At 38.1% G+C, this 22,119-nt stretch carries 18 protein-coding genes and 1 riboswitch; of the genes, 2 read left to right on the top strand and 16 right to left on the bottom strand.

Annotated features, from left to right (window positions below):
- Positions 1-195 precede the first annotated feature (195 nt).
- Positions 196-1,443 carry a [FeFe] hydrogenase H-cluster maturation GTPase HydF gene (gene hydF, locus QBE53_05715; GenBank protein ID WZL82606.1) on the top strand — a complete coding sequence of 416 codons (1,248 nt, stop codon included), beginning with the start codon at positions 196-198 and terminating at the stop codon, positions 1,441-1,443.
- A 22-nt stretch (positions 1,444-1,465) separates the two neighbouring features.
- Positions 1,466-2,851, top strand: a complete 1,386-nt coding sequence (hydG, locus tag QBE53_05710; protein ID WZL82605.1) for a [FeFe] hydrogenase H-cluster radical SAM maturase HydG — start codon at positions 1,466-1,468, stop codon at positions 2,849-2,851.
- A 147-nt stretch (positions 2,852-2,998) separates the two neighbouring features.
- On the opposite strand, the gene QBE53_05705 is transcribed toward hydG, so the two are convergent.
- The 16 genes from QBE53_05705 to hcp form a co-directional block, all read right to left on the bottom strand.
- Entirely contained in the window at positions 2,999-4,195 is a 1,197-nt protein-coding gene (locus QBE53_05705) for an acetate kinase (GenBank protein WZL82604.1), read from the bottom strand.
- 169 nt (positions 4,196-4,364) lie between these two features.
- Positions 4,365-6,872, bottom strand: a complete 2,508-nt coding sequence (locus QBE53_05700; GenBank protein ID WZL82603.1) for a PASTA domain-containing protein — start codon at positions 6,870-6,872, stop codon at positions 4,365-4,367.
- Entirely contained in the window at positions 6,872-7,570 is a 699-nt protein-coding gene (locus QBE53_05695) for an ABC transporter ATP-binding protein (GenBank protein ID WZL82602.1), read from the bottom strand. The genes QBE53_05700 and QBE53_05695 overlap by 1 nt, the downstream gene beginning before the upstream one ends.
- Positions 7,571-7,584: 14 nt before the next feature.
- A complete protein-coding gene (locus QBE53_05690; GenBank protein ID WZL82601.1) occupies positions 7,585-8,985 on the bottom strand; it encodes an ABC transporter permease in 1,401 nt (466 codons plus the stop codon).
- 252 nt (positions 8,986-9,237) lie between these two features.
- Complete coding sequence (gene rplT, locus QBE53_05685) at positions 9,238-9,597, bottom strand: 50S ribosomal protein L20 (protein WZL82600.1); 360 nt, start codon at positions 9,595-9,597, stop codon at positions 9,238-9,240.
- Positions 9,598-9,618: 21 nt separating this feature from the next.
- A complete protein-coding gene (gene rpmI, locus QBE53_05680) occupies positions 9,619-9,816 on the bottom strand; it encodes a 50S ribosomal protein L35 (GenBank protein ID WZL82599.1) in 198 nt (65 codons plus the stop codon).
- A gap of 35 nt (positions 9,817-9,851) precedes the next feature.
- Entirely contained in the window at positions 9,852-10,352 is a 501-nt protein-coding gene (infC, locus tag QBE53_05675; protein WZL82598.1) for a translation initiation factor IF-3, read from the bottom strand.
- Positions 10,353-10,600: 248 nt separating this feature from the next.
- Positions 10,601-11,440: a S1-like domain-containing RNA-binding protein gene (locus tag QBE53_05670; protein ID WZL82597.1), complete on the bottom strand. Its 840-nt coding sequence runs from the start codon at positions 11,438-11,440 to the stop codon at positions 10,601-10,603.
- Positions 11,433-11,945 (bottom strand): shikimate kinase, encoded by a 513-nt coding sequence (locus QBE53_05665; GenBank protein WZL82596.1) that lies wholly within the window; start codon positions 11,943-11,945, stop codon positions 11,433-11,435. Before QBE53_05665 ends, QBE53_05670 begins: the two co-directional genes overlap by 8 nt.
- 21 nt (positions 11,946-11,966) lie before the next feature.
- Positions 11,967-12,839 carry a carboxylating nicotinate-nucleotide diphosphorylase gene (nadC, locus tag QBE53_05660; protein WZL82595.1) on the bottom strand — a complete coding sequence of 291 codons (873 nt, stop codon included), beginning with the start codon at positions 12,837-12,839 and terminating at the stop codon, positions 11,967-11,969.
- Entirely contained in the window at positions 12,836-14,365 is a 1,530-nt protein-coding gene (gene nadB, locus QBE53_05655) for an L-aspartate oxidase (GenBank protein WZL82594.1), read from the bottom strand. Before nadB ends, nadC begins: the two co-directional genes overlap by 4 nt.
- Positions 14,366-14,374: 9 nt before the next feature.
- Positions 14,375-15,277, bottom strand: coding sequence for a quinolinate synthase NadA (gene nadA, locus QBE53_05650; GenBank protein ID WZL82593.1), 903 nt, complete (start codon positions 15,275-15,277; stop codon positions 14,375-14,377).
- Positions 15,278-15,379: 102 nt separating this feature from the next.
- Positions 15,380-16,681: a diguanylate cyclase gene (locus tag QBE53_05645; GenBank protein ID WZL82592.1), complete on the bottom strand. Its 1,302-nt coding sequence runs from the start codon at positions 16,679-16,681 to the stop codon at positions 15,380-15,382.
- A 119-nt stretch (positions 16,682-16,800) separates the two neighbouring features.
- Positions 16,801-17,604 (bottom strand): glycyl-radical enzyme activating protein, encoded by an 804-nt coding sequence (locus tag QBE53_05640; protein ID WZL82591.1) that lies wholly within the window; start codon positions 17,602-17,604, stop codon positions 16,801-16,803.
- Complete coding sequence (locus QBE53_05635; protein ID WZL83268.1) at positions 17,605-20,088, bottom strand: glycyl radical protein; 2,484 nt, start codon at positions 20,086-20,088, stop codon at positions 17,605-17,607.
- Between the two features lie 14 nt (positions 20,089-20,102).
- A riboswitch (cobalamin riboswitch) is annotated at positions 20,103-20,290 on the bottom strand.
- Between the two features lie 143 nt (positions 20,291-20,433).
- A complete protein-coding gene (gene hcp / locus QBE53_05630) occupies positions 20,434-22,050 on the bottom strand; it encodes a hydroxylamine reductase (protein WZL82590.1) in 1,617 nt (538 codons plus the stop codon).
- Positions 22,051-22,119 lie beyond the last annotated feature (69 nt).

Below are 22,119 nucleotides of genomic sequence, written 5' to 3'. Positions count from 1 at the left end.
GACGAGTCCCTAACAAATGATGTAAAATATGGTTAAAATTATAACAAAATCCAATTTCAAAGACTTACCCTCTAAGAACCTGGATACCTTGTTAATATAACCATCTTTTTGGATGATTAAATCTACCAATGAGATTGTTGCTTTTTTTATACCCTTTTTTAAAAATCTTGTAATGAACCATCCATGATAAAGGAGATGTTTATGAATACTACCCCTCGCTCTAATCGATTACATATTGCTTTTTTTGGGCAGACCAACGCCGGAAAGTCTAGCCTCATTAATGCAATGACCGGACAAGATATCGCCTTGGTATCTAAAGTCAAGGGCACTACTACCGATCCGGTATACAAAGCTATGGAAATTCTTCCTATCGGTCCGGTTGTTCTCATTGATACCGCTGGAATCAATGATGAAAGTACTCTTGGCGTCCTCCGTCAGAAAAAAACAATGGACGTTCTTGAAAAAACAGATGTCGCATTAATCGTGTTTGATATCAACCAACCTCTTCATGCATCAGATATTGAACTTTTACACGCTATAAAACAACGCAATATTGCCTGTATCGGAATTTTAAATAAGGTTGATGCCATCAACAATGCTTCAACGCTATTACAAGAAAAGTGTACTGACTATAGCCAAAAATTTGACATCCCTTTTATAACTGCCTCTGCTCAATCAAGTCAAGGCATAGATTCAATCAAGGATTTGATTATTAAACATAGCCCTCAAGAAATACATTCGCACAAGCTGGTCGGCGATTTAATTAACCCTGGAGATTTTGTTGTTCTAGTAACTCCTATTGATTCTGCTGCCCCTAAGGGTAGAATTATCCTCCCCCAGCAGCAAACTGTTCGAGATATTTTAGACCATGGCGCTATCGCAATCGTGACAAAAGAAACTGAATTAGCTACAACATTGGCGCAACTTGGTACAAAGCCTGCTCTTGTCATTACTGATTCCCAAGCCTTTGAGCAAGTCTCCAAGGAAACTCCCGATGATGTTTTACTCACATCTTTTTCCATACTTTTTGCCCGACACAAAGGAGATCTTAACGCACTAATTCAAGGCGCTGCAGCGATCAATCGTTTGGAAGATGGCGATAAAGTTCTCATCGCCGAAGGATGTACCCATCACCGCCAGGCTGATGATATCGGAACAGTAAAAATTCCTCGCTGGCTCACACAGTCAACAGGAAAAAAACTTCAATTTGAACACACCGCCGGTGTAGGTTTTAAAGATAACTTGTCCGGCTACAAATTGGTGATTCATTGTGGTGGATGTATGCTCAATTCCAAGGCCATGAATTATCGAATACATTCTTCACAGGAAGAAGGTGTTCCGATTGTAAATTATGGTGTTCTTATCGCACAGGTTCATGGAATTCTTGACCGTGCCTTAGAACCTTTTACTCAAGCCAAAATGATTTGGGACGAATCAAAATAAATTGTCATAGGAAAGGAATATTATGAACACACAAAAAAAATTTATTGATGAAGCTAAGATCCACCAACTTTTAAGCAATCACACACTTCCGACATATGAGGAAGTGACTTCTATCGTTCAAAAATCTTTGAAATCTCAAGGTTTAGATATGACTGAAGTTGCTACGCTCCTTCGCGTAACAGACCCAGCTCACCTAGATGAAATCTATCATGCCGCAAAAAAAATCAAGCAAAGTATCTATGGAAACCGTATTGTTATGTTTGCTCCGCTATATATCTCAAACTACTGTACCAATGGATGTCTCTATTGCGGTTATAAATGTTCAAACAATTTGCATCGCAAAAAGCTGTCGGATCAAGAACTTGCGCAAGAAGCAAAAGAAATTATTAAAATGGGACATAAACGTATTGTTCTTGAAGCAGGTGAAGACGATGAAAACTGTCCTGTTGATTATGTGGTCAACGCTATGAAAGTTTTATATGACAGCAAGCAAGACGGTACGTCTCTTCGCCGTATCAATGTTAACATTGCAGCAACGACTGTTGAAAACTACCGCCGATTAAAAGAGGCTGAAATAGGAACCTACACACTATTCCAAGAAACCTACCATGAAGATACCTATAAAAAATATCACCCCCATGGGGCTAAATCAAATTATCTCTATCACTTAACCGCAATGGATAGAGCTATGGAAGGTGGTATTGATGATGTGGGCATCGGCGCACTCTTTGGTTTATATGATTATCGTTTTGAGGTTTTGGCCTTGATGATGCATAAAGATCATCTTGAAGAAACATTTGGTGTAGGTCCACATACCATTAGTGTCCCTCGTATTCGAAAAGCCAACAATGTTGATGTAAATAAAATGCCTTATGCAGTGACGGATGCTGAATTTAAAAAACTTGTTGCCATTATACGTTTGGCCGTTCCATATACAGGTATTATCCTATCTACACGTGAAGAGGCCAGCTTTAGAGAAGAAGTCATTAATCTTGGTGTCTCCCAAATTAGCGCCGGTTCAAAAACAGATGTCGGCGGTTATCATGAGGAAGCACGTATAGAAAATCAGTTTGAACTTGCTGATGAACGCCCACATGAAGTCATCATCAAATCCCTTCTTGAAAAAGGCTACCTTCCTAGTTATTGTACGGCTTGTTACCGTGCCGGTAGAACAGGCGATCGTTTTATGCAAGTTGCCAAAACAGGAGCTATCCAAAATCTATGTCACCCCAACGCACTGATGACGCTCAAGGAATACTTAGAAGATTATTGCGATGAAGATTTAAAAGCATTGGGCAACCAAGTTATCACTGAAAACATTGAAAAAATACCTAGTGAAAAAATGCGTGCCAATACGGTTGCACGCCTTGAGCGTATTGCCAATGGTGAGCGTGATCTCTACTTCTAGATTTTTAACACCTTAACCTTTTATATAACATATGCCCCGTCCTTCCAACAGTCAGCTTATTTAGCTCTAACTTCTGGAAGGACGGGGCATATTGCTTTATATCTATTTTATTATATATTTTATATAATGTTTGTATTCTGACTTATTTTATTCGCTAACGATTTCAAATGTTTCGCGTGCAATCATCAATTCTTCATTGGTAGGAACAACCATTGCAACAACACTTGAGTCATCTGTTGAGAACACACGCTCTTTGCTACGGAATTGATTGTCTTCGACATTAATCTTACATCCTAAGAACTTTAAGTAATTACAGATATTTGTACGCATTAATGGGTAGTTCTCACCAAGACCACCAGCAAATGCAACAACATCTAATCCACCCATAGCAACTGCATAGGATCCAATATATTTTGCAACACGGTATTCAAAGATATCCATTGTAAGACGTGCTTGTTTGTCTCCTTCTTCAATAGCATCTTCGATAACTCTAAAGTCACTTGATTCCATATATACACCAAGCGCACCTGATTTTTTGTTTAAAACATTAATAACTTCGTCAAGTTCCATGTTTTCTTTTTTAGCTAAGAATTGAATAATAGCAGGATCGATGTCTCCACTACGTGTTCCCATCATAAGTCCTTCAAGTGGTGTTAATCCCATTGTCGTATCCACTGATTTCCCACCATCAACAGCACATAGACTTGCACCATTTCCTAAGTGACAAACAACTGTCTTTAAATCTTTAACGTCTTTGTCCAAGATCTCAGCCACACGTTGTGACACATATTTGTGTGATGTTCCGTGGAAACCGTAACGACGGATTTTATGTTTTTTATAGTATTCATATGGTATTGCGTATAAATATGCTTTTTCAGGCATTGTTTGATGGAATGCTGTATCAAACACACCTACCATCGGTACATTTGGAAGAATCTCTTGGAAAAGTTCTATTCCCAAAATGTTCGCTGGGTTATGTAATGGTGCAAGTTCTGAGCATTCACGTAACGTATCTAGAACTTCATCTGTAATAAGTACAGAATTCGTAAAGTATTCAGCACCATGAACGACACGGTGTCCAACAGCTGAGATCTCATCCATTGATTCAATTACACCATGCTCTTTAGACAATAATGCACTAATAACTGCTTCTACCGCATCTTTGTATGTTGGCATTGGAACTGATAATTTTACTTTATCTTTTCCTACAGGCTCATGTTTAATCATTGACCCATCCAAACCGATACGGTCACAAAGGCCGATCGCTAATAAAGATTGATCTTTCATGTCTAACAACTGATACTTGAGTGAAGAACTTCCACAATTAATAACTAAAACTTTCATTGGCAATACTCCTATTTCTTATTTTATTTATTGTTGGTTCGACGTCAAAAATTGACGAACAAAATTTTATTTATGCACAACACCTTTATTATAGCTAAAAAAAGGAAGACAGACAACCTTTTTTCACATTTTTTTAAGATTGTCTGTCAATAATTCTTGATATTTTAATTTAAGGCGTTGTTTCCGGTTCCGGCGTAACCTCCGGTTCAGGTGTTGGCGTCACTTCCGGATCCGGCTCTGGCGTTGGCTCTGGTGTTGGTTCCGGTGTCGGCTCAGGTTCAGGCAACGCTTCAAGCGTTACTCTTATGTCATCTCCAACATCCGCATAACCTCCACTTGGCGATTGATCTACAATAATATCGTCTTTATCATATGAACGATTAAAGTCCAAATCAATCTTTGCCCCTTCGCGGTTAACTTCTTTTTGCCATTCTAGGATTTTACTTACTTTTTCTCCTGTGAAATCTTCTACAGGTACTTTCCCCTGAGATATTTCAATAACTAAAGTTTTTCCGATAGGTAAGTAATCATTGCTATAACTTTGATCGACTACAATATCTTTATCTGCAGTACTATGATATACTTTATCGATATCAAAAGCAATCTTATTCTCCGCACACCATGCTACAGCTTCATCAAGAGATAAATCTGTCAAGTCACGGACAAAGGTTCCTCCGTCAAATCCGGAAATCTTTACATCAATCTCTTCATCTAAATCAATATATTCTTCACGCTCGGACTGATAAAGTATCGTTCCTTTTGGTTCTGTAGTATTTTTTACTGTGCTAAAGTCCACTTCGATATCTGCGCCTTTTGAGTTTACCTCATTAACCCATTCTAATAAAGAAAGACGTCCTTTGCCAACAAAATCCGGAATTCCCAATGGTCCGAGTGAGATGCGGATTACAAGTTGCTCATCCTTTGGAATTTGCTTTTCACGGTAATTTTGTGAAATAATTTCACCTGCCGGTTCATCTTCATCATAGTATTCTTCAAAGCGAACAGGAACATCGTTACGTTCACACCAAGCTTCTATTTCAGCTTTGTCCCATGATGCCATCTTCGGTACAATTACACCATTATCTGTCCCTGAGACTTCAACATGAACAATAGCATTTAATGCAATATAGTCTTCTTTGATGGATTGCTCTAAAATGGTTCCTCGGGTTTCATTCGTATCGACAACGTATTCATAGGTTACTAATACATTGCCCCCTTTAGAATTAATATTTTTCTGCCAGTCAAGAAGTTCCAGACGGCTTTTCCCTTTAAAATTATCAATAGTTATTTTGCCTAAGGATTGATAGACATACATTTGCTCTCCTGCCGGTATGATGCCCTCAACCACACTTTGACCAAAAAGTGTATCAAATGGATATTGGTCACTATAACGTTCAATAAAAGTCAATGAAATCTCATTTTGAGTAGCCCAAAGTTCCGCTTCAAACTTCGACATCTCAGTCATATCAATTACTTGAACGCCTGAGTTTTTAGCCACTTCAAGAATAACTGTATCACTTTCGTCAATCATTGCACCTTTTTTTATGCTTTGAGATAAAATAGTCTCATTGGTTTTATCTACAGTTTCCACCTCTTTAAAGATGACCTTTATATCCATTGACTGGGCTAAGACTTCTGCAGATTGTTTATCAAGGTTTACAAAACTTGGAACACTCGCATTACCTTTTGAGACTTTTAGCGTAACAATTTCATCACTAAGTATTGACGTTCCCGGTTCTAAATCCTGAGATACCACAAGACCAGAATCACGTGTACTGTCTACCTCTCGAACAAAAATCTGAATATTTTTTAGTCCAGCTAAACTAGAGGCTTCTGAAGATGTCAACCCAACAAAGTCAGGGAGTTCTACGGATTCACCAAGAGAGATTACGACTTCCAACGTGTCTTTTCTTGGCATCTCTTCTCCACCCTTAACACTTTGGCGAATAACAAGCCCTGCTTCAACATATTCACTCTCTTCTTCTGAAAAAGATACAAGAATATCATTTTCCTCTGCCCATTTATTCACTTCATTTTTTGTGGATCGGTAGAAATCTTTGATTTTTATAACATCTGAGACTTCTTCAGGTCCTCGTGAAACAGTAATACGTACACGATTTTTACGTAAAAAGTCGTCTTCAGATCCATCAATAATTTTATATTCAATAACGGCATCCGCTTCAACGGTTTCACTATTTTCTCGTTTGATCGTGACCCCTGTCAAATGATTGTCTTCTACCCATTGTTGAATCTCGGGATAAGTAGCATTATCAAGGTCAATCATTTGAATTTTTTCTTCTGGATCGGCTCCCTTAGAAAAAATAACTTCAAGCTCTTTTCCTTTTCGTATCCGCTCTCCTGGAGCTACACTTTGCTCTACGACATAATCATTGTCTATTTCTAGATTAAACGCCTGTTTGGCAATTAAGGTGACTTTGTTTTTTTCGGTCCATTCTTTAACCTGACCGACGTTCCATTCACTCATATCAGGAACTTCAACACCTCTAAAGACTAAGAAATAGAGAAGAATAATCACAATGACGATACCTATGGAACCTCCGATAATAATCGGTTTATAATTTCTTTTATTGGCGACAAAAACTTCTTCGCCGAAGCTTTCAGGCTTCGGCTCAGAAAATTCGTCTAAAAAACTCTTTTTTCCAGGTTCTTTTGACATTAGGCGTTTCCTTTCATCTCTTCCAGTTTTCCCTCATGCAAACGTAATGCAATATCTGAAGATGCAGCAACTTCATCGGAGTGCGTTACAAGAATAATCGTCTTGCCATACTCTTTTGATAATCGCTTAAATAATTCAATAACTTCATGTGATGTCGCGGTATCTAGTGCGCCCGTCGGCTCATCACCAAAAACCAAGGAGACGTCTTTTGCTAGGGCTCTAGCTATAGCCACCCTTTGCTGCTCTCCACCGGAAAGTTTGTTAACCCGACGATCTGCTTTAGATTGAACAATCCCTACACTACTTAATATCTTATATGAAAGCTCTTTTTTATTTGGTGGTGCTTTTTTATCCGTAATATAAAAACTGGATTCAACATTTTCAACCCCATTAAGGTAGTCCGTTAAGTTATATTTTTGGAAAATAATCGCCATGCAGTTTCGTCGATATTTTGTGAATCCAATCTTTTGAATATCTTGACCTTCGTATTCAATACGACCGGATTCGGGCTTATCAAGAGCACTTGCCAACGCTAGAAGTGTACTCTTTCCTGAACCTGATGGACCTAAAATCGTGTAGAACTTTCCCTTTTCAAAGGCATAGGATAAACCATTGAGAATAACACGTTTTTTACCACCATCTATATAACTATAACTAATATCTTTTAATTCAAATTGTATTTCTTTTTCTTGTGCCATCTTCTTCATCCCCCTTAGTCTTGCAGTACTTGCCTTGGATTAAACATCATTATAATCGACAACGGAACTAAACTTGCAAAGATTAGTAATGCAATATTAATCACAAACAATTTCAAAATAACTTCTTGATTCATCGATACATTAAAGTCTTCTGCGATATTATTCATATCCACATCACCAAATACATTCGTATCATAATATCCAAAATACATATCATCTCTACTTCCCGGTGCTGCTTCTTCTTCAACCAGCTGATTTTCTACAATCCAATCACTGACAAATGCACTGGAGATATTACTCATCAAAATAGCTAATACAAAGGCTACCAGTCCAATACATAAAATCTCATAAATAAACTGCATAACAATACGTAGCTTTGATTCACCGCTTGAAAGCAATAGCCCCACTTCAAACTTACGGTCACGGACAAAGATACTAACGATAGCTATAATAATGATAATTCCGGCGCCAAAGACAACCCAGATAAGTAAGGATGCAATAAGAGAAATTAAATCCAAAGGTTTTGTCAAGGTATCAAATTGTGTTGTTGCCGCATCAAGATAGTTATATTCTGATGGTAATTTGCTCGTGTTACGTTCAACAAAACCGTCAACTTCTAGTGGGTCAGCTAACATGAAAATAATACGGTTTACGTATTCCATCATCTCTTCATCATCAGGATACATATTCATATTCATTTCACGAATAAATTCATAGGACACAAAAAGGTTATTGCCCATATGTCCTTCTTGAATACCATCATATATTCCTACGATTTCAAGGTCATATGTGTTTTCTTCCCAGTCAAACAATTCAATAAGATCACCCGTCACAAAATTATTACGTTCTGCAAGCTCACGCGTAATTAAAACATAGGGATAGCCTTCTTTTACTTGATCTTGGGTCGGGAACTCTCCATCCACCAAGTAATAATCTCCTTCGGAAAATTCAAGGGGTTCAGCAACATTTCCTCCATTTAATTGGAAGTATACATTGTCTTTGATTTCATTACCGTCTTCATCAATGTATGTATTGTCATAATATTCTTTTTGACCGTCACGCTCCCAATACTCCGCCGTCTTTAATTCTTTGCTCATGAGCGAGTTAGAGTTGGAATAATAGACTTGCTGAACAACCGGATCTTTTGCAATGTCTTCTGCAACTGTTTTTGATAGCTGCAACTTCATATATTCTTCCTCTTCAAGCTCTTCACTGTATGCCTTCTGATAATCTGCCTTATATTCAACTGCTGCACCTAGCTGTTTTCGTATAAACACCTTTGACTCATCAATACTGTTTTGAATGATGACACCTGTAAACAGCAGACTAAATACAACAAATAATATTGCAAAAATCATTAATACTTTTGCCGGTTTTCTAACTAAACTTAAAAACCCATGTTTTAAAATTCTCACACCACTTACCTCTTTTCTTCACACATTTATATATTTTTATACTCAAACCTCTGATAATATTATCATATAATAGGCTTCTTTCATATGCCTTTGTGATTTTTTAATCCACTTTTAATAATTTATCAAAGCCTTCTACTATAAGACGTATGATCACGTGAAAAAGTTTCAAATTTACTAATTTTTTTTTAAAAAAAGACAATTCCATAGCCTTAACCATAGAATTGCCTTTTATAGGACACATTTTATTTAAACTTATGCGTTAACTTTTCCTTTTGCTGTCTCAACAAGAGATGTAAAAGCCGCTTGATCATTGACAGCCATTTCTGCTAACATCTTACGGTTAATTTCGATTCCAGCTAATTTTAATCCATGCATAAATGTTGAATAGCTCATTCCGTTAGCACGTGTTGCTGCATTAATACGAGCAATCCATAATTTACGGAAGTCTCTTTTCTTAAGACGACGACCTACATATGAATATACGCCAGACTTCATAACGGCTTGTTTAGCTGTTCTAAATTGTTTGCTCTTAGCGCCTCTATATCCTTTAGCTAACTTTAATACACGATTACGTCTTTTCTTTGTGTGCATCGCACCTTTAATTCTTGCCATGTTTAAACCTCCAATCGATTATTATAGATATGGTAATAATTTCTTAATTACCTTTTCATTTGATGAATCCATCATAGTTGCTTGTCTAAGATTTCTCTTTGTCTTAGGACTTTTTTTGGTTAAAATATGGCGTTTGTACGCTTTACTTCTCTTTAATTTACCTGTACCTGTCGCTTTAAATCTCTTAGCAGCGCCGCGGTGTGTTTTCATTTTTGGCATGATGTTTCCTCCTTATAAATTGTAATTAGTACTAACTATTTTGCCTTTTTAGGTGTAAGAAACATAACCATGCTTCTACCTTCCATTTTAGGTCTTTTTTCAATTTCAGCAATTTCTTCCAAGTCTTTTGCAAATTCTAATAAAATCGTTCTACCAACGGATGTGTGAGCTAATTCACGACCTCTAAATCGAACGGAAACTTTCACTTTATCACCTTTGGTCAAAAACTTGTTTGCTTGCTTCATCTTAGTATTAATATCGTGTTCCTCAATATTCGGCGACAAACGCACTTCTTTTACACTTATAATGTTTTGTTTCTTCTTAGCCTCTTTTTCTCGTTTCGTTTGCTCGTATCTAAACTTACCAAAATCAATAATCTTACACACCGGTGGTTTAGCTTTCGGTGCAACCTTTACTAAGTCAAGTCCTTGTTCCCTGGCCATTGCTTGTGCTTCCTTTACGGATACAACTCCTAATTGTTCCCCGTCCGCTCCTACAAGACGTACTTCTTTGTCTCGTATTTGCTCATTAATCATATAGTCGCTAATTGTCCGACACCTCCTGAATCAATAAAATATATAGTTACAATAAAAAATGGATAGTTTCCTATCCACTCACAATAATACATAACTCATCATATGCACATGCATAATAAGTCCGATTATTAACCCAAGCGCTTAATTACCCTTAGGTGAGAGTGGATCAAAACTCTACTTCCTGTAATCCGAAGATTATTATAGCATGCATGTGCCTATCTGTCAAATCATAATTATTATTATTATATTTATTTTTTTATTTCAATGCCTTGCTCTGTCTGAATAATTTTTCCTGATTTCATTAAGCGTCCAACTGAACGTTTAAAAGCTCTTTTACTCAGGTGGAGTTCCTTATTGATAATATCCTTATCTGATTTATCATTTAAAGGTAAAAATCCTCCATTATTCAAAAGTGCTTCATAGACCACTTTTTCATCGGCTTCCATTTGCACAAAGCCGTCTTCTTTTAAAGTCAGCACTAATTTACCATCTCCATTGACCTTGGCAATCTTTGCCTTGATTTCGTCTCCGATGGCATAATGCTTGGTAACTTCTTTTTGTGGTAGCATTCCATGATACTTACCTTCAACAGCTACAAAAAGTCCATAATCTCTATTCATACTAAAAATAGTGGATTTTACTCGATCCCCTTCTTTATAGGGTGATTCTGCTGATAACAATTTAGACAACTTCATTGTTGCACACAATCGATCGGACTTATCAATATATAGCCCTACTAAATAGGATTCTCCTTCTTGGAGGCGTCCAATTTGCTCTTTAAAGGGTAAAAACAAATCTTTGAGTAGCCCCCAATCTAAAAAGGCGCCTATTTTTGTCAATTGAACTACACGTAACTTTTTAATCTCTCCCATCGTTATCTTGGGTGTATGACATGTACTAATCAGACGGTCTTCTGAGTCTTTGTAAACAAATACATCCAGTTGATCCCCCTGTTCAATCCCTTCCGGCACTTCTTTATTTGGCAACAAAATCCCTTCTGGATCTTCTGTCGGATTATCTGATAAATAGATTCCAAAATCCGTACGTCGTACCATTGTTAATGTTTGAAATTCACCTAGTTTAATCATTGTTCTCCTTCTTTTCTAACAGTTCTACCAGCAGGGACACGGTTTCTTCAATCGTTTGTTCTTTTATATTTACAATGACATCGGCATAGTTTTCATATAACTTTATCCGTTCATTGTAGACGTCCTGCAAGCTTTGATGTTCTCCCATTATAATTCCTCGGGTATGTATATTTTGTATGCGTTTTTGGATTTCTTCAAAATCAACGGCAATATAGATAACCTTGCCAATCCTTTTAAGGTGCCTCATACCCTCTGTGGCATAAACAACACTGCCTCCCGTAGCTATTATCGTCTGCTGGGGATGAATGTGAGATATAACGTCTTCTTCTATTTTTTTAAAATAGTCAATTCCTTTTTCTTGTATAATCCCTTGAAGCAATCGACCTTCTTGCTGTTGAATCAGTAAGTCTGTATCGACAAAATCATAATTCAACGCCTTGGCCAACAAAACTCCTAGTGTTGATTTTCCTGCACCTGACATTCCAATTAATATTATATTCTTCATATGCCCATTATCCCACAATTTTTATGATTTGACTACTGGTTTTTCAAATTTCAAACTAATATCAAGGGCGTGAACGGAATGGGTCAACGCTCCCACACTGATTACGTCAACTCCAGTTGCTGCAACTTCTGCTACACGTTCTAATGTCATATTGCCACTTGCTTCTAATGCAATCATCTTTTTTGCATGCTCTTTAACAAAGCGTACCGCACGTCGGATTTGGTCTGTTGTCATATTATCAAGCATGATAATATCTACACCCGTATGAATCACTTCACGCAACTCATTAAACGTCTCAACTTCCACTTCGATTTTCATGGTATGGGCAACACTTGCTTTTGCCCGCTTGACCGCTTCAGTAATCGACCCCGCCGCCGCAATATGATTATCCTTAATCATCACCGCGTCACTTAAGCTAAAGCGATGATTCATGCATCCACCGGTACGTACTGCATACTTTTCCAAACTTCGAAACCCCGGTGTTGTTTTACGTGTATCCACGATTACCGTATCATAAGGCTTAACGGCTTCAAAATATTGATATGCCATAGAAGCGATACCACTTAAGCGTTGCATGATATTTAAGCCTAAACGTTCCCCTTTAAGTATGCTTCCAATCGGACCATGCACTCTTGCGATGACATCGCCTGCCTCGATGGCCATTCCATCATGTATAGCAACCTCTAGCTTGACCTGACTATCTATACACTTATAAATTTGGGCAAAGACGTCTATACCGCACAATATCCCTGCTTCTTTTGCAATTAGATCTCCTGCACCTAAAACGGTTTTATCAATAATAGCATCTGTTGTTGCATCTCCAAAGGGCATATCTTCTTCTAACCATTCCAATATGTGTCGTTGTAACTCAATTTGATTTACTCCAATATTCATGCAAACACCTCCGCATCAACGTCTTGTTTATAATGACAACCTATACTTTTTTGCTTCATTGCATCCTCAATAATTGCCAAGCCTACTTGGCACATATTACGAACTTCATAATCGTCTTGACAGACTGGATTCAAATTATCCAGCACACACCATAAATGATACATCTTTTTATACGCTTTGTCTAATCCGCTTTGGGTTCGAATAATCCCTACATATGTTGACATCAGTCTTTGTATGTTCTCTTTGATACGCTTATGATTGATCACTCCATCATAACGCTTTTTCTTGTTTTGCCCACTTGGGTATTTTATGTTTTTTTCAACGCTTGTAGCTTCTATATGGGTATTCATATGGTTAGCAATCTGATGCGCAAAAACAATACATTCTAATAGCGAATTGCTGGCTAAGCGATTGGCTCCATGAACACCTGTAGATGCCACTTCACCACATGCATAGATACCTTTGATGTTGGTTTGTCCATGTATGTCCGTTTTTATGCCACCCACAAAGTAATGGGCAACCGGTGCAACCGGTATATAATCTTTTTCCATGAATATACCTTGGTCCGCTAAAAAGGTATAAATCGAAGGGAAGCGACGCATCAAAAATGCCTTATCCTTATGTGTAATATCAAGCCATACATGCTTTGTCTTTGCCGATTGCATCTCTTGATCAATACTTCTTGCAACAATGTCTCTTGGTGCCAAGTCTTTTCTTATGTCATACTTTGACATAAATGCTTCACCCTTGCCATTACGTAAAATCCCACTTTCTCCGCGTACTGCTTCTGATATCAAAAACCGTTGCTGACATTTTCTAGAATAAAAAGCCGTAGGATGAAATTGAATATAATGCATATGTTCTAGCTGACATCCTGCATTTAACGCCAACGCAATCCCATCTCCCGTCAGACACGGTTGATTCGTTGTATCTTCATAGAGGGCGCCAATACCACCTGTAGCGATGACAAGAATTGGTGCCTGAATACAAATATCCCGGTGATTATATCGTACAATAATACCACAAAAACTTCCATCGGTTTGGGTAAGAATGCGAGTAGCCATTGCCTCTTCAAAAATGGTGATATTTTTTTTAGCCATAGCTTGTGCTGTCACTGCCTCCATCACACTTCTTCCTGTCGCATCCCCCCGAGCATGGAGTACGCGTCGATGTGAGTGGCCCCCTTCAAGTGTAGCCAAAAGCTTTCCCTGCTCATCCGTATCAAAGGCAACACCAAGCTGTATAAGTTGACGTATGGCACCGGGTGCATTTTTCACTAGTAGGGTCGTAGCCTTTATATCATTGACATGAGCACCCGCAACACATGTATCCTGTAAATGGCTTTGATATGAATCTTTAGGACATATGCTTGCGGCAATTCCACCTTGAGCTAAAAAAGAATTGGACTTTTCCATTGTTCTTTTTGATATGACTGCAACACTCTTGTTCTCATCGATATGTAGCGCTGTGTACAATCCTGATAATCCTGCTCCTAATACGACGACATCTTTTTTTAATCTCTCCATATTCGCCTTCTAACTCAAAGCTAACATACGCTCTAAGGGTTTTTTAGCGCGTTCAATAATTTGATCATCCAGACAAATCTCGTATTGTTCTTTTTTCAAACAATCATAAACACTTTGAAGTGTATTTTTTTTCATGTTCTTACATTGAAGTCGTTCTGAAGCCAATATAAAATGTTTATCCGGATTGTCACGTCTTAACGGATGTAATATACCTTCTTCTGTTGCAATGATAAATGTATCATGAGCACTTTGACTCGCATAATCAATAATCCCCTTTGTCGAACCAATATAATCAGCAAACCCTAGGACATCTTGGCTACACTCAGGATGTACAAGAACTTTTGCATACTTATGTATGTCCAGCATCCCTTCTATATCCTTGCCACGTAATCGTTGATGCGTCAGACAAAAGCCTGGCCATAGTTCGATATCTTTTTTTGGCAGTTGTTCTTGAATATATGCACCCAAATTACGATCGGGCAAAAATAGAAACTTTGAATCGTCAAGCTGTTCCATAATGCTTAATGCATTAGACGATGTAACACAAATATCTGTCAGCGTCTTCACTTGCGCTGTCGTATTGACATAAGACACAATGGTTCTTTCTGGATTGGACGCTTTATAGCGTTCTAGATCTTTGGCTATAACCATGTCTGCCATAGGACACCCTGCATCTGGCGAAGGTATAAGCACCTTTTTGTTTCTTGAGAGAATTTTTGCAGTTTCTCCCATAAAGCGCACCCCACATAAAACAATTAAATCCCGAGAATCCGACGCACCTATTTTTGCCAAGGCCAATGAATCACCTACAAAATCAGCTACATCTTGAATCTCAGGAATTTGGTAGTAGTGCGCTAAAATCAACGCATTCTTTTCTTCTTTTAATGTACGTATTTTTTCAATTAATTCCATGATTCCTCCATCACTTATTGAACTCGACAACGAGCCCTGTAAAGTCACCTGTCTTGTCAGTTAGGGGGAGTATATCATACTCTTTTTAAAAAAACAATATTTTTAAATAATTTTTACTGCATCGCGTTCTTGTTTAATCGTATCGTACAAAATATGGTCAATTTTATTGACAAAGGATTTTAAAGTATCATCTTCGGTATACGATGTAACATAAATACTTACTGTCATCTGAATCTCCTTGCCTTCCCACAAGATGATTGTGTCCTTGACATCATTACGCAAACGTTGTGCAAGTGTTTGTGCTATGTCACGCTCGATTTCAGGAAATAGCAATATAAACTCTTCTCCTCCCCATCGTGCACAGATATCCGTTTCTCTTGTAAGTGATTTGAACACTTCTGATAGGGTGTAGATCACATAATCTCCACATTCATGTCCATGCTGTTGATTAATCTTATGAATATAGTCCACATCAATCAGAAGAACGGAAAAGGTCATATGCCGTTCATAAAAAGCCAAAATAAATTCCTTCATTTTTCGCAACACATATTGACGTGTATATAGTCCTGACAAGTTATCCTTTAAGGACAAATCGGATAATTCATTTTTGATGGATCGAATCAAATTGTTGCGTACTGTCGTTTGCTCTGTTCGAAGACTTGGTTGAATCATCACGATTAAATATTTTAGCACCTGTTTATCATCTTCAACTGAAGTAATGGTTATACTTGTCCACGTACGCGTTCCATCTTTTGCAACTAATCGGTACTCATTACGAAATGAAGCAATTTTTTGTTGAATCACTGAATGATACATTTTCATAAAAGCATGCTGATCTTCATCATCAATTAGCATTTGAAAGGGTAGATTTTTCAATTCATATTCTTTGTACTGAACATTTTCGCTAAGGCTTTTATTTGCCAATATACATGTTCCATCCACACGAATAAGGGCAATACCTATCGGTGCATCTCCAAATAGTCGATAAAACTTTTCATCATGCAAGCGAGTGTCCCCATCGCGCTCATTATGCGCCGTGTGATTCATAACCACACCAATAATCTGTGTGGCATTACCCTTAGAATCATAGGCAATACGTAACCGTTGATGAACAAACACCACATCCCCCGGATCGGTGCTTATATGAATATGGGAATCTATCTCTTCATCTTGACGTTGGAGATGGTACAAAAACCTTTTATGCAATTCTTCATATTCACTACTAAAAACCAAAGCTTTCATTTGATTGACCGTCATCACCTGTGTCTCTTCTTCTCCAACAATAGCGCAAAACCCTTTTGAGACATTCACCACTTCGGGTTGATAATGATTCCATGTCCATGAACCTGTCTGAAGCATATCTTCAATAATCTCATCAACACGCCTAGTATTCTGAGCATCCATCGGGCACCTCCTGTATATTTATTCATATTTATCATACCATAGCCGTAAAAAAGAAAAAAGCGTCACATCTAGGTATTTATCACTAGATGTGACGCTCCATATTGTTGTATATATAACCCTTAGCCGCCGATATGTACTTTGAGGCCATGCCCTTGTACAACCTTTTTCAAGGCTTGCATCCGCTCTGGTTCAAGGGTCTTGATATTCTCCAGCAAATACGTGCGACCTAGTCCTTTGTATTTGTCTACGCCATATCGATGGTAAGCCAGCAAATGCAATTCCACCACCCCAGGTAAGGTCTTGGCAAAAGCTGCGATTTTATCTATTTCTTGGAGCGTATCATTAAACGTCGGAATAACCGGAACACGAATAATTAATTTTTGCCCTGACTGCGCAATTTTTTTTGCATTTTCCAACACGCGAGCATTGGAACGCCCAGTAAATTCTTCGTGCTTTTTGCCGTCGATATGTTTAATATCCATCAAAAACACATCCAAATATGGCAAGATATAGTTTTCTATAATCGAAAAGTCTACATCTCCCGTCGACTCAATGGTTGTCGTAAGACCATTGTATTTGGCCATTTCTAATAATGCACCAGCAAATTGAGGCTGTAATAGGGCCTCGCCTCCCGAAAGTGTGATACCGCCTTTTGAATGACGATAGTATGCCATGTCACGAAGGACCTCTTCCATAACCTCGTTGACACACACATCTTTACCGATAACTTTTACATCATCTTTTGTCTGCATGGTTTGTATTTGCTTGCTTTGTGATTCAGGATTACAACACCACTGGCAGCGAAAATGGCATCCTTTTAGAAAAATAATCGTTCGAATCCCTTCTCCATCATGGATGGAATAACGTTGTATGTCAAAGATTCTTCCTTTGGTGTTTAAAAGTTCTTCATATCTTTTCATCATCTATAGTCCTTGTGTTGTCCGGCTAATAATATCATCTTGCAATGATTTTGAAAGTGTTGTAAAGTGGGCGCTATATCCTGCCACTCGTACAACAAGCCCTTTATACTTTTCGGGGTGTGCTTGAGCATCTAATAAAGTTTCCTTGCTAACCACATTAAATTGCATGTGCATGCCTTTTTGATCAAAAAATCCACGAATCAGATGGGTAAAGTTTTGGAGTCCATTGATTCCGCTTAGCGCTGATGGATGGAATTTTTGATTATAAAGGGTGCCGTTTGAAGCAATCATATGGTCAAGTTTTGCCACTGAGTTGGCTGCTGCAGTTGGTCCTTTCGCATCTCTTCCTTGAGCCGGCCCTACACCATCAGCAATTGGTGTATTTGCGTATCTTCCATCGGGTGTTGCACCAGTCTGAGCACCCAATGGAACGTTGGCCGATACCGGATACAATCCTGCCTGATAAACTCCATGACGCGGATTTTTATACTTTTCAATAGGACGCGTATAGGTATATGCTATTTCTCTCGCCAATAAGTCAACCGCATCACAATCATTCCCATATTTTGGAACTTCTTGAATCATATGATATATATCGTCCAATCGTTTAGTTCCTAGTTTTTCTTTTTCAATTACATATCCTTTTGCCGCAAGTTCACTGATAATCGTTTTGGTGATTGCCGCCACTGGATCATGCGCATTTTGATAGATAGGTGTTTTTCCAAAGTTTTGATCTAATGCTTCTTTGAGTTCTGTAAGCGATAGTTTCTTTTCTTCAAAAACTAACCGTTTAATGACCATCATCGCATCGGCCATATTAGCAATACCAAAACCTTGAGGACCTGTAAAATTATAGATAGCCCCACCTTCTTGAAGGGATGTTTTTCTGCCGATACAATCATCAATAAGGCTTGATTGAAAGGGCAATGGGCACCTTTGACTATGGGCAACATCAATCGAATTACATGCATTCACAAGGAGTTCTATAAAATATTCCATTTGTCTTTGGTAAGCGTCAAAAAATTGCTCAAAGGTCTTCATCTCTTCTATTTTTCCGGTTTGAAGGCCCACCAAGTCTTCATGCATTATTCCGTTTGAAAAGACCATCTCCAAAGGTTTTAACATATTAAAAAATGCAGCATCATGCCATCCGTCAGTTTTACCGCCTTTTTGCGGTTCAACACAACCGATAATACAATAGTCTCTAGCATCTTTTAGGGTTAACCCTCTGTTTTGAAGGGATGGAATAATCACTTCATCATTATAATATGCCGGAAGTCCTATGCCTGTTCTTACAAGGGTTGCCGCTTTAAGTAAGAAATCATTGGGTGAACGATTCCAGACCCGAACAGATAGTGACGGCGCCGGCAACATCACATGCAACGTTGCTTCCAAGCACATATATGAAAGAATATTCGTCCCATCTAAGCCATCTTCTGTTTGTCCTCCCACAATCAAGTTTTGAAAAAGGCTGTATCCGGCAAATCCTTCTGCACTGTCCGCATCTCTGGCTTTATTTAAATCATTGAACTTAATCCATATACAATCGATAAGTTCCTGTGCAAACCTTTCGGTTATGGTTTGCTCTTCTAAGTCTTTTTTAAGGTATGGATACATATATTGGTCGAATCGACCTGGCGAAATAGAATGTCCACTCGATTCCGTCTGTAATAACATCTGAACAAACCAAAATGCTTGACAAGCTTCATAAAAAGTCTGTGCACCATACTCTGGCACTTGGGTGCAGTTTTTTGCAATTTGAAGCAGTTCTTGTCTTCTCTTCATATCTTGGCACGTATCGGCTTTAGCCTGGGCCATTTTCGCATATCGCTTGGCATAGATGATTGCCCCTTCACAACTAAGAATAACGGCATGTAAAAAATCTGCTTTTTTTACATAATCTCCATCACTTATCTTTAACGTACTAAGGGCATCTTTGGCTTCTTGAATCACTCCACCAAAGCCTTTTTTTAGCACCTTATCGTATTGAACCGAGACATGTCCAATTCCGTTATAATAATAATTGCCAACGGTAAAAACATTGTGTTCAATAGCCTTTAATGCTTCTTTTGACATATACGCATGGGCCAAATCACTGGTGGTCTTGCCTTCCCAATATGTATGAATTTCTTTAAGCGAAGTTTTTACCTCTTCTGTTATGGAAAATGGATCTGCACTTCTTTGTTCAATTGTATCAAATTCTTTGGTTAGCCATTCGTGAGAATATTCCGGAAATGTCTGGCAGCTCCTAGGTGCTAACGCATTGCTACCGACAATAAGTTCATCCGGGCGAATAACAATAGGCAATTCGCAGCATATGGCATAAAATGCTTTTGCACGCCTTCGAATTATCGGTTCACCTTCTGTCTCTTGATATACCTTTGTTAAAATATGCGCACGTTCTTTTTCAATGCGTGGCATTGTTGCATATAGATCTTTAATAAGTCGATCGATACGTTCACTTTTTTCAATGCTAAAATCTTTCATCATTCTTCCCTCCGAAGTTCAGTTATGTGCTAGGCAGGTCTCCTGACTTTTTGTTCATCCTACTTACCGCCCTTCCCATCCTAAACGACAGTGGATTACGGCTTTCATCCCAATTACAGTAGCGGGGGCTGTGGAAGCTTTTCACTCCCTTCCCTTTTAATATCAAATCATTGATTTAATAACCTAGTGCATTGTCTTTAACTCCTATACTACCACTCCTATACAGATTTTTCAAGAAAAAACCACATTTTCAAAGAAAAAACCACAAAAAGCAAAAGAAAAGCACTGGTGTCTTCAATATATTGAATTCACCAGTGCTTTTCTTTTATTATTTTTTTAGAGCATTTATGCTAATAATTGCTCCATATCATCTTGTACATTGTTAATTCCATTGATTCCAAACGTTTCAACCAATACATTGGCTACATTTGGTGACAAAAATGCTGGAAGTGTTGGTCCCAACTTAATATTTTTTACACCTAAGAATAATAGCGCCAAAAGAACAATAACGGCCTTTTGCTCATACCACGCTATATTATAAGCAATCGGAAGTTCATTAATATCATTTAATTCAAAGATCTCTTTTAGCTTAAGCGCAATAACGGCTAAAGAATAGGAGTCGTTACATTGTCCTGCATCTAGTACCCGTGGAATACCGCCTATATCACCAAGTGGTAATTTATTGTAACGATATTTTGCACATCCTGCCGTTAATATAACCGTATCTGCAGGTAAGTTTTGAGCAAACTCTGTATAATAATCTCTAGATTTCATACGTCCATCACATCCGGCCATAACAAAGAATTTCTTAATTGCCCCAGATTTTACAGCGTCAACCACTTTATCTGCCAAAGCAAATACTTGCTCATGAGCAAATCCACCGATAATCTCTCCTGATTCAATTTCTGTTGGAGAAGGTAATGTTTTTGCCATTTCAATAACTGGGCTAAAGTCTTTCCATCCTTTTTCATCGGCTTCGATATGCATGGATCCTGGATATCCTGCAGAACCGGAAGTAAAGATTCGCTTTTCTGATCCATCGGTTGGAGGAACGATACAGTTTGTTGTAAAGAGAATCGGTCCATTAAATGTTGCAAATTCTTCTTTTTGCTTCCACCAAGCATTACCATAGTTTCCAACTAAGTTATCGTATTCTTTGAATTTTGGATAATAATTTGCTGGCAGCATTTCGCTATGAGTATAGACATCAACTCCGCTACCTTTGGTTTGCTCTAAAAGCATCTCAAGGTCATTTAGGTCGTGTCCTGAGATAAGGATTGCCGGATTATTTTTGACACCAATATTAACTTTCGTTAACTCCGGATTACCATAAGCTGTAGTATTTGCAGAATCAAGAAGCGCCATTGCTTTGACTCCATATTCACCGGTCTTTAAGGTTAAAGCAACAAGATCATCGGCTGATAAAGAATCATCTAAAGTCGCTGCCATACCTTCATAGACAAACCCATAGATATCATTGTCTTGTTTTCCTAAGTTTAGGGCGTGGTGCGTATATGCCGCTAAGCCTTTCATTCCATATGTAATCAGTTCTCTAAGAGAACGTACATCTTCATTTTCTGTTGCAAGCACACCGCATACTTGTGCTTTTGCTTCCATCTCAGCATCTGTTGTTACTGTAAATGTGGCGGCATCGTGTAAGTTGGCAACAACTTTTTTAGCCAACGCGTCACGAATTTCAATATTTTTACGAATCTGGCGCTTAATCGCTTCTTCATCAAAGTTTGCATTTGTAATCGTTTTGAATAAGCTATCTAACACGACTTCATTAATGTCATCAAGGTCTTGTGCTTTCATAGAGCCTTTGACAACAATATCCGAGATTCCTTTAACTGTATAGATAAGTAAATCTTGTAAATTTGCTACTTCCGGTGACTTTCCACATACCCCTTTAACTTCGCATCCTGTTCCTTTTGCTGCTTCTTGACATTGATAACAAAACATTTAATATCACTACTCCTTTTCCTGCCTCCGCCTCTTGACAGTAGACATTGCTATTTAATGTTACATGAT

The sequence above is a fragment of the Vallitaleaceae bacterium 9-2 genome, from assembly GCA_038396585.1.
In the GTDB taxonomy this organism is placed as follows: domain Bacteria; phylum Bacillota; class Clostridia; order Lachnospirales; family Vallitaleaceae; genus UBA1351.
The sequence above is the reverse complement of the archived record's forward strand: the minus strand, read 5'-3'. Positions and strand labels throughout refer to the sequence as shown.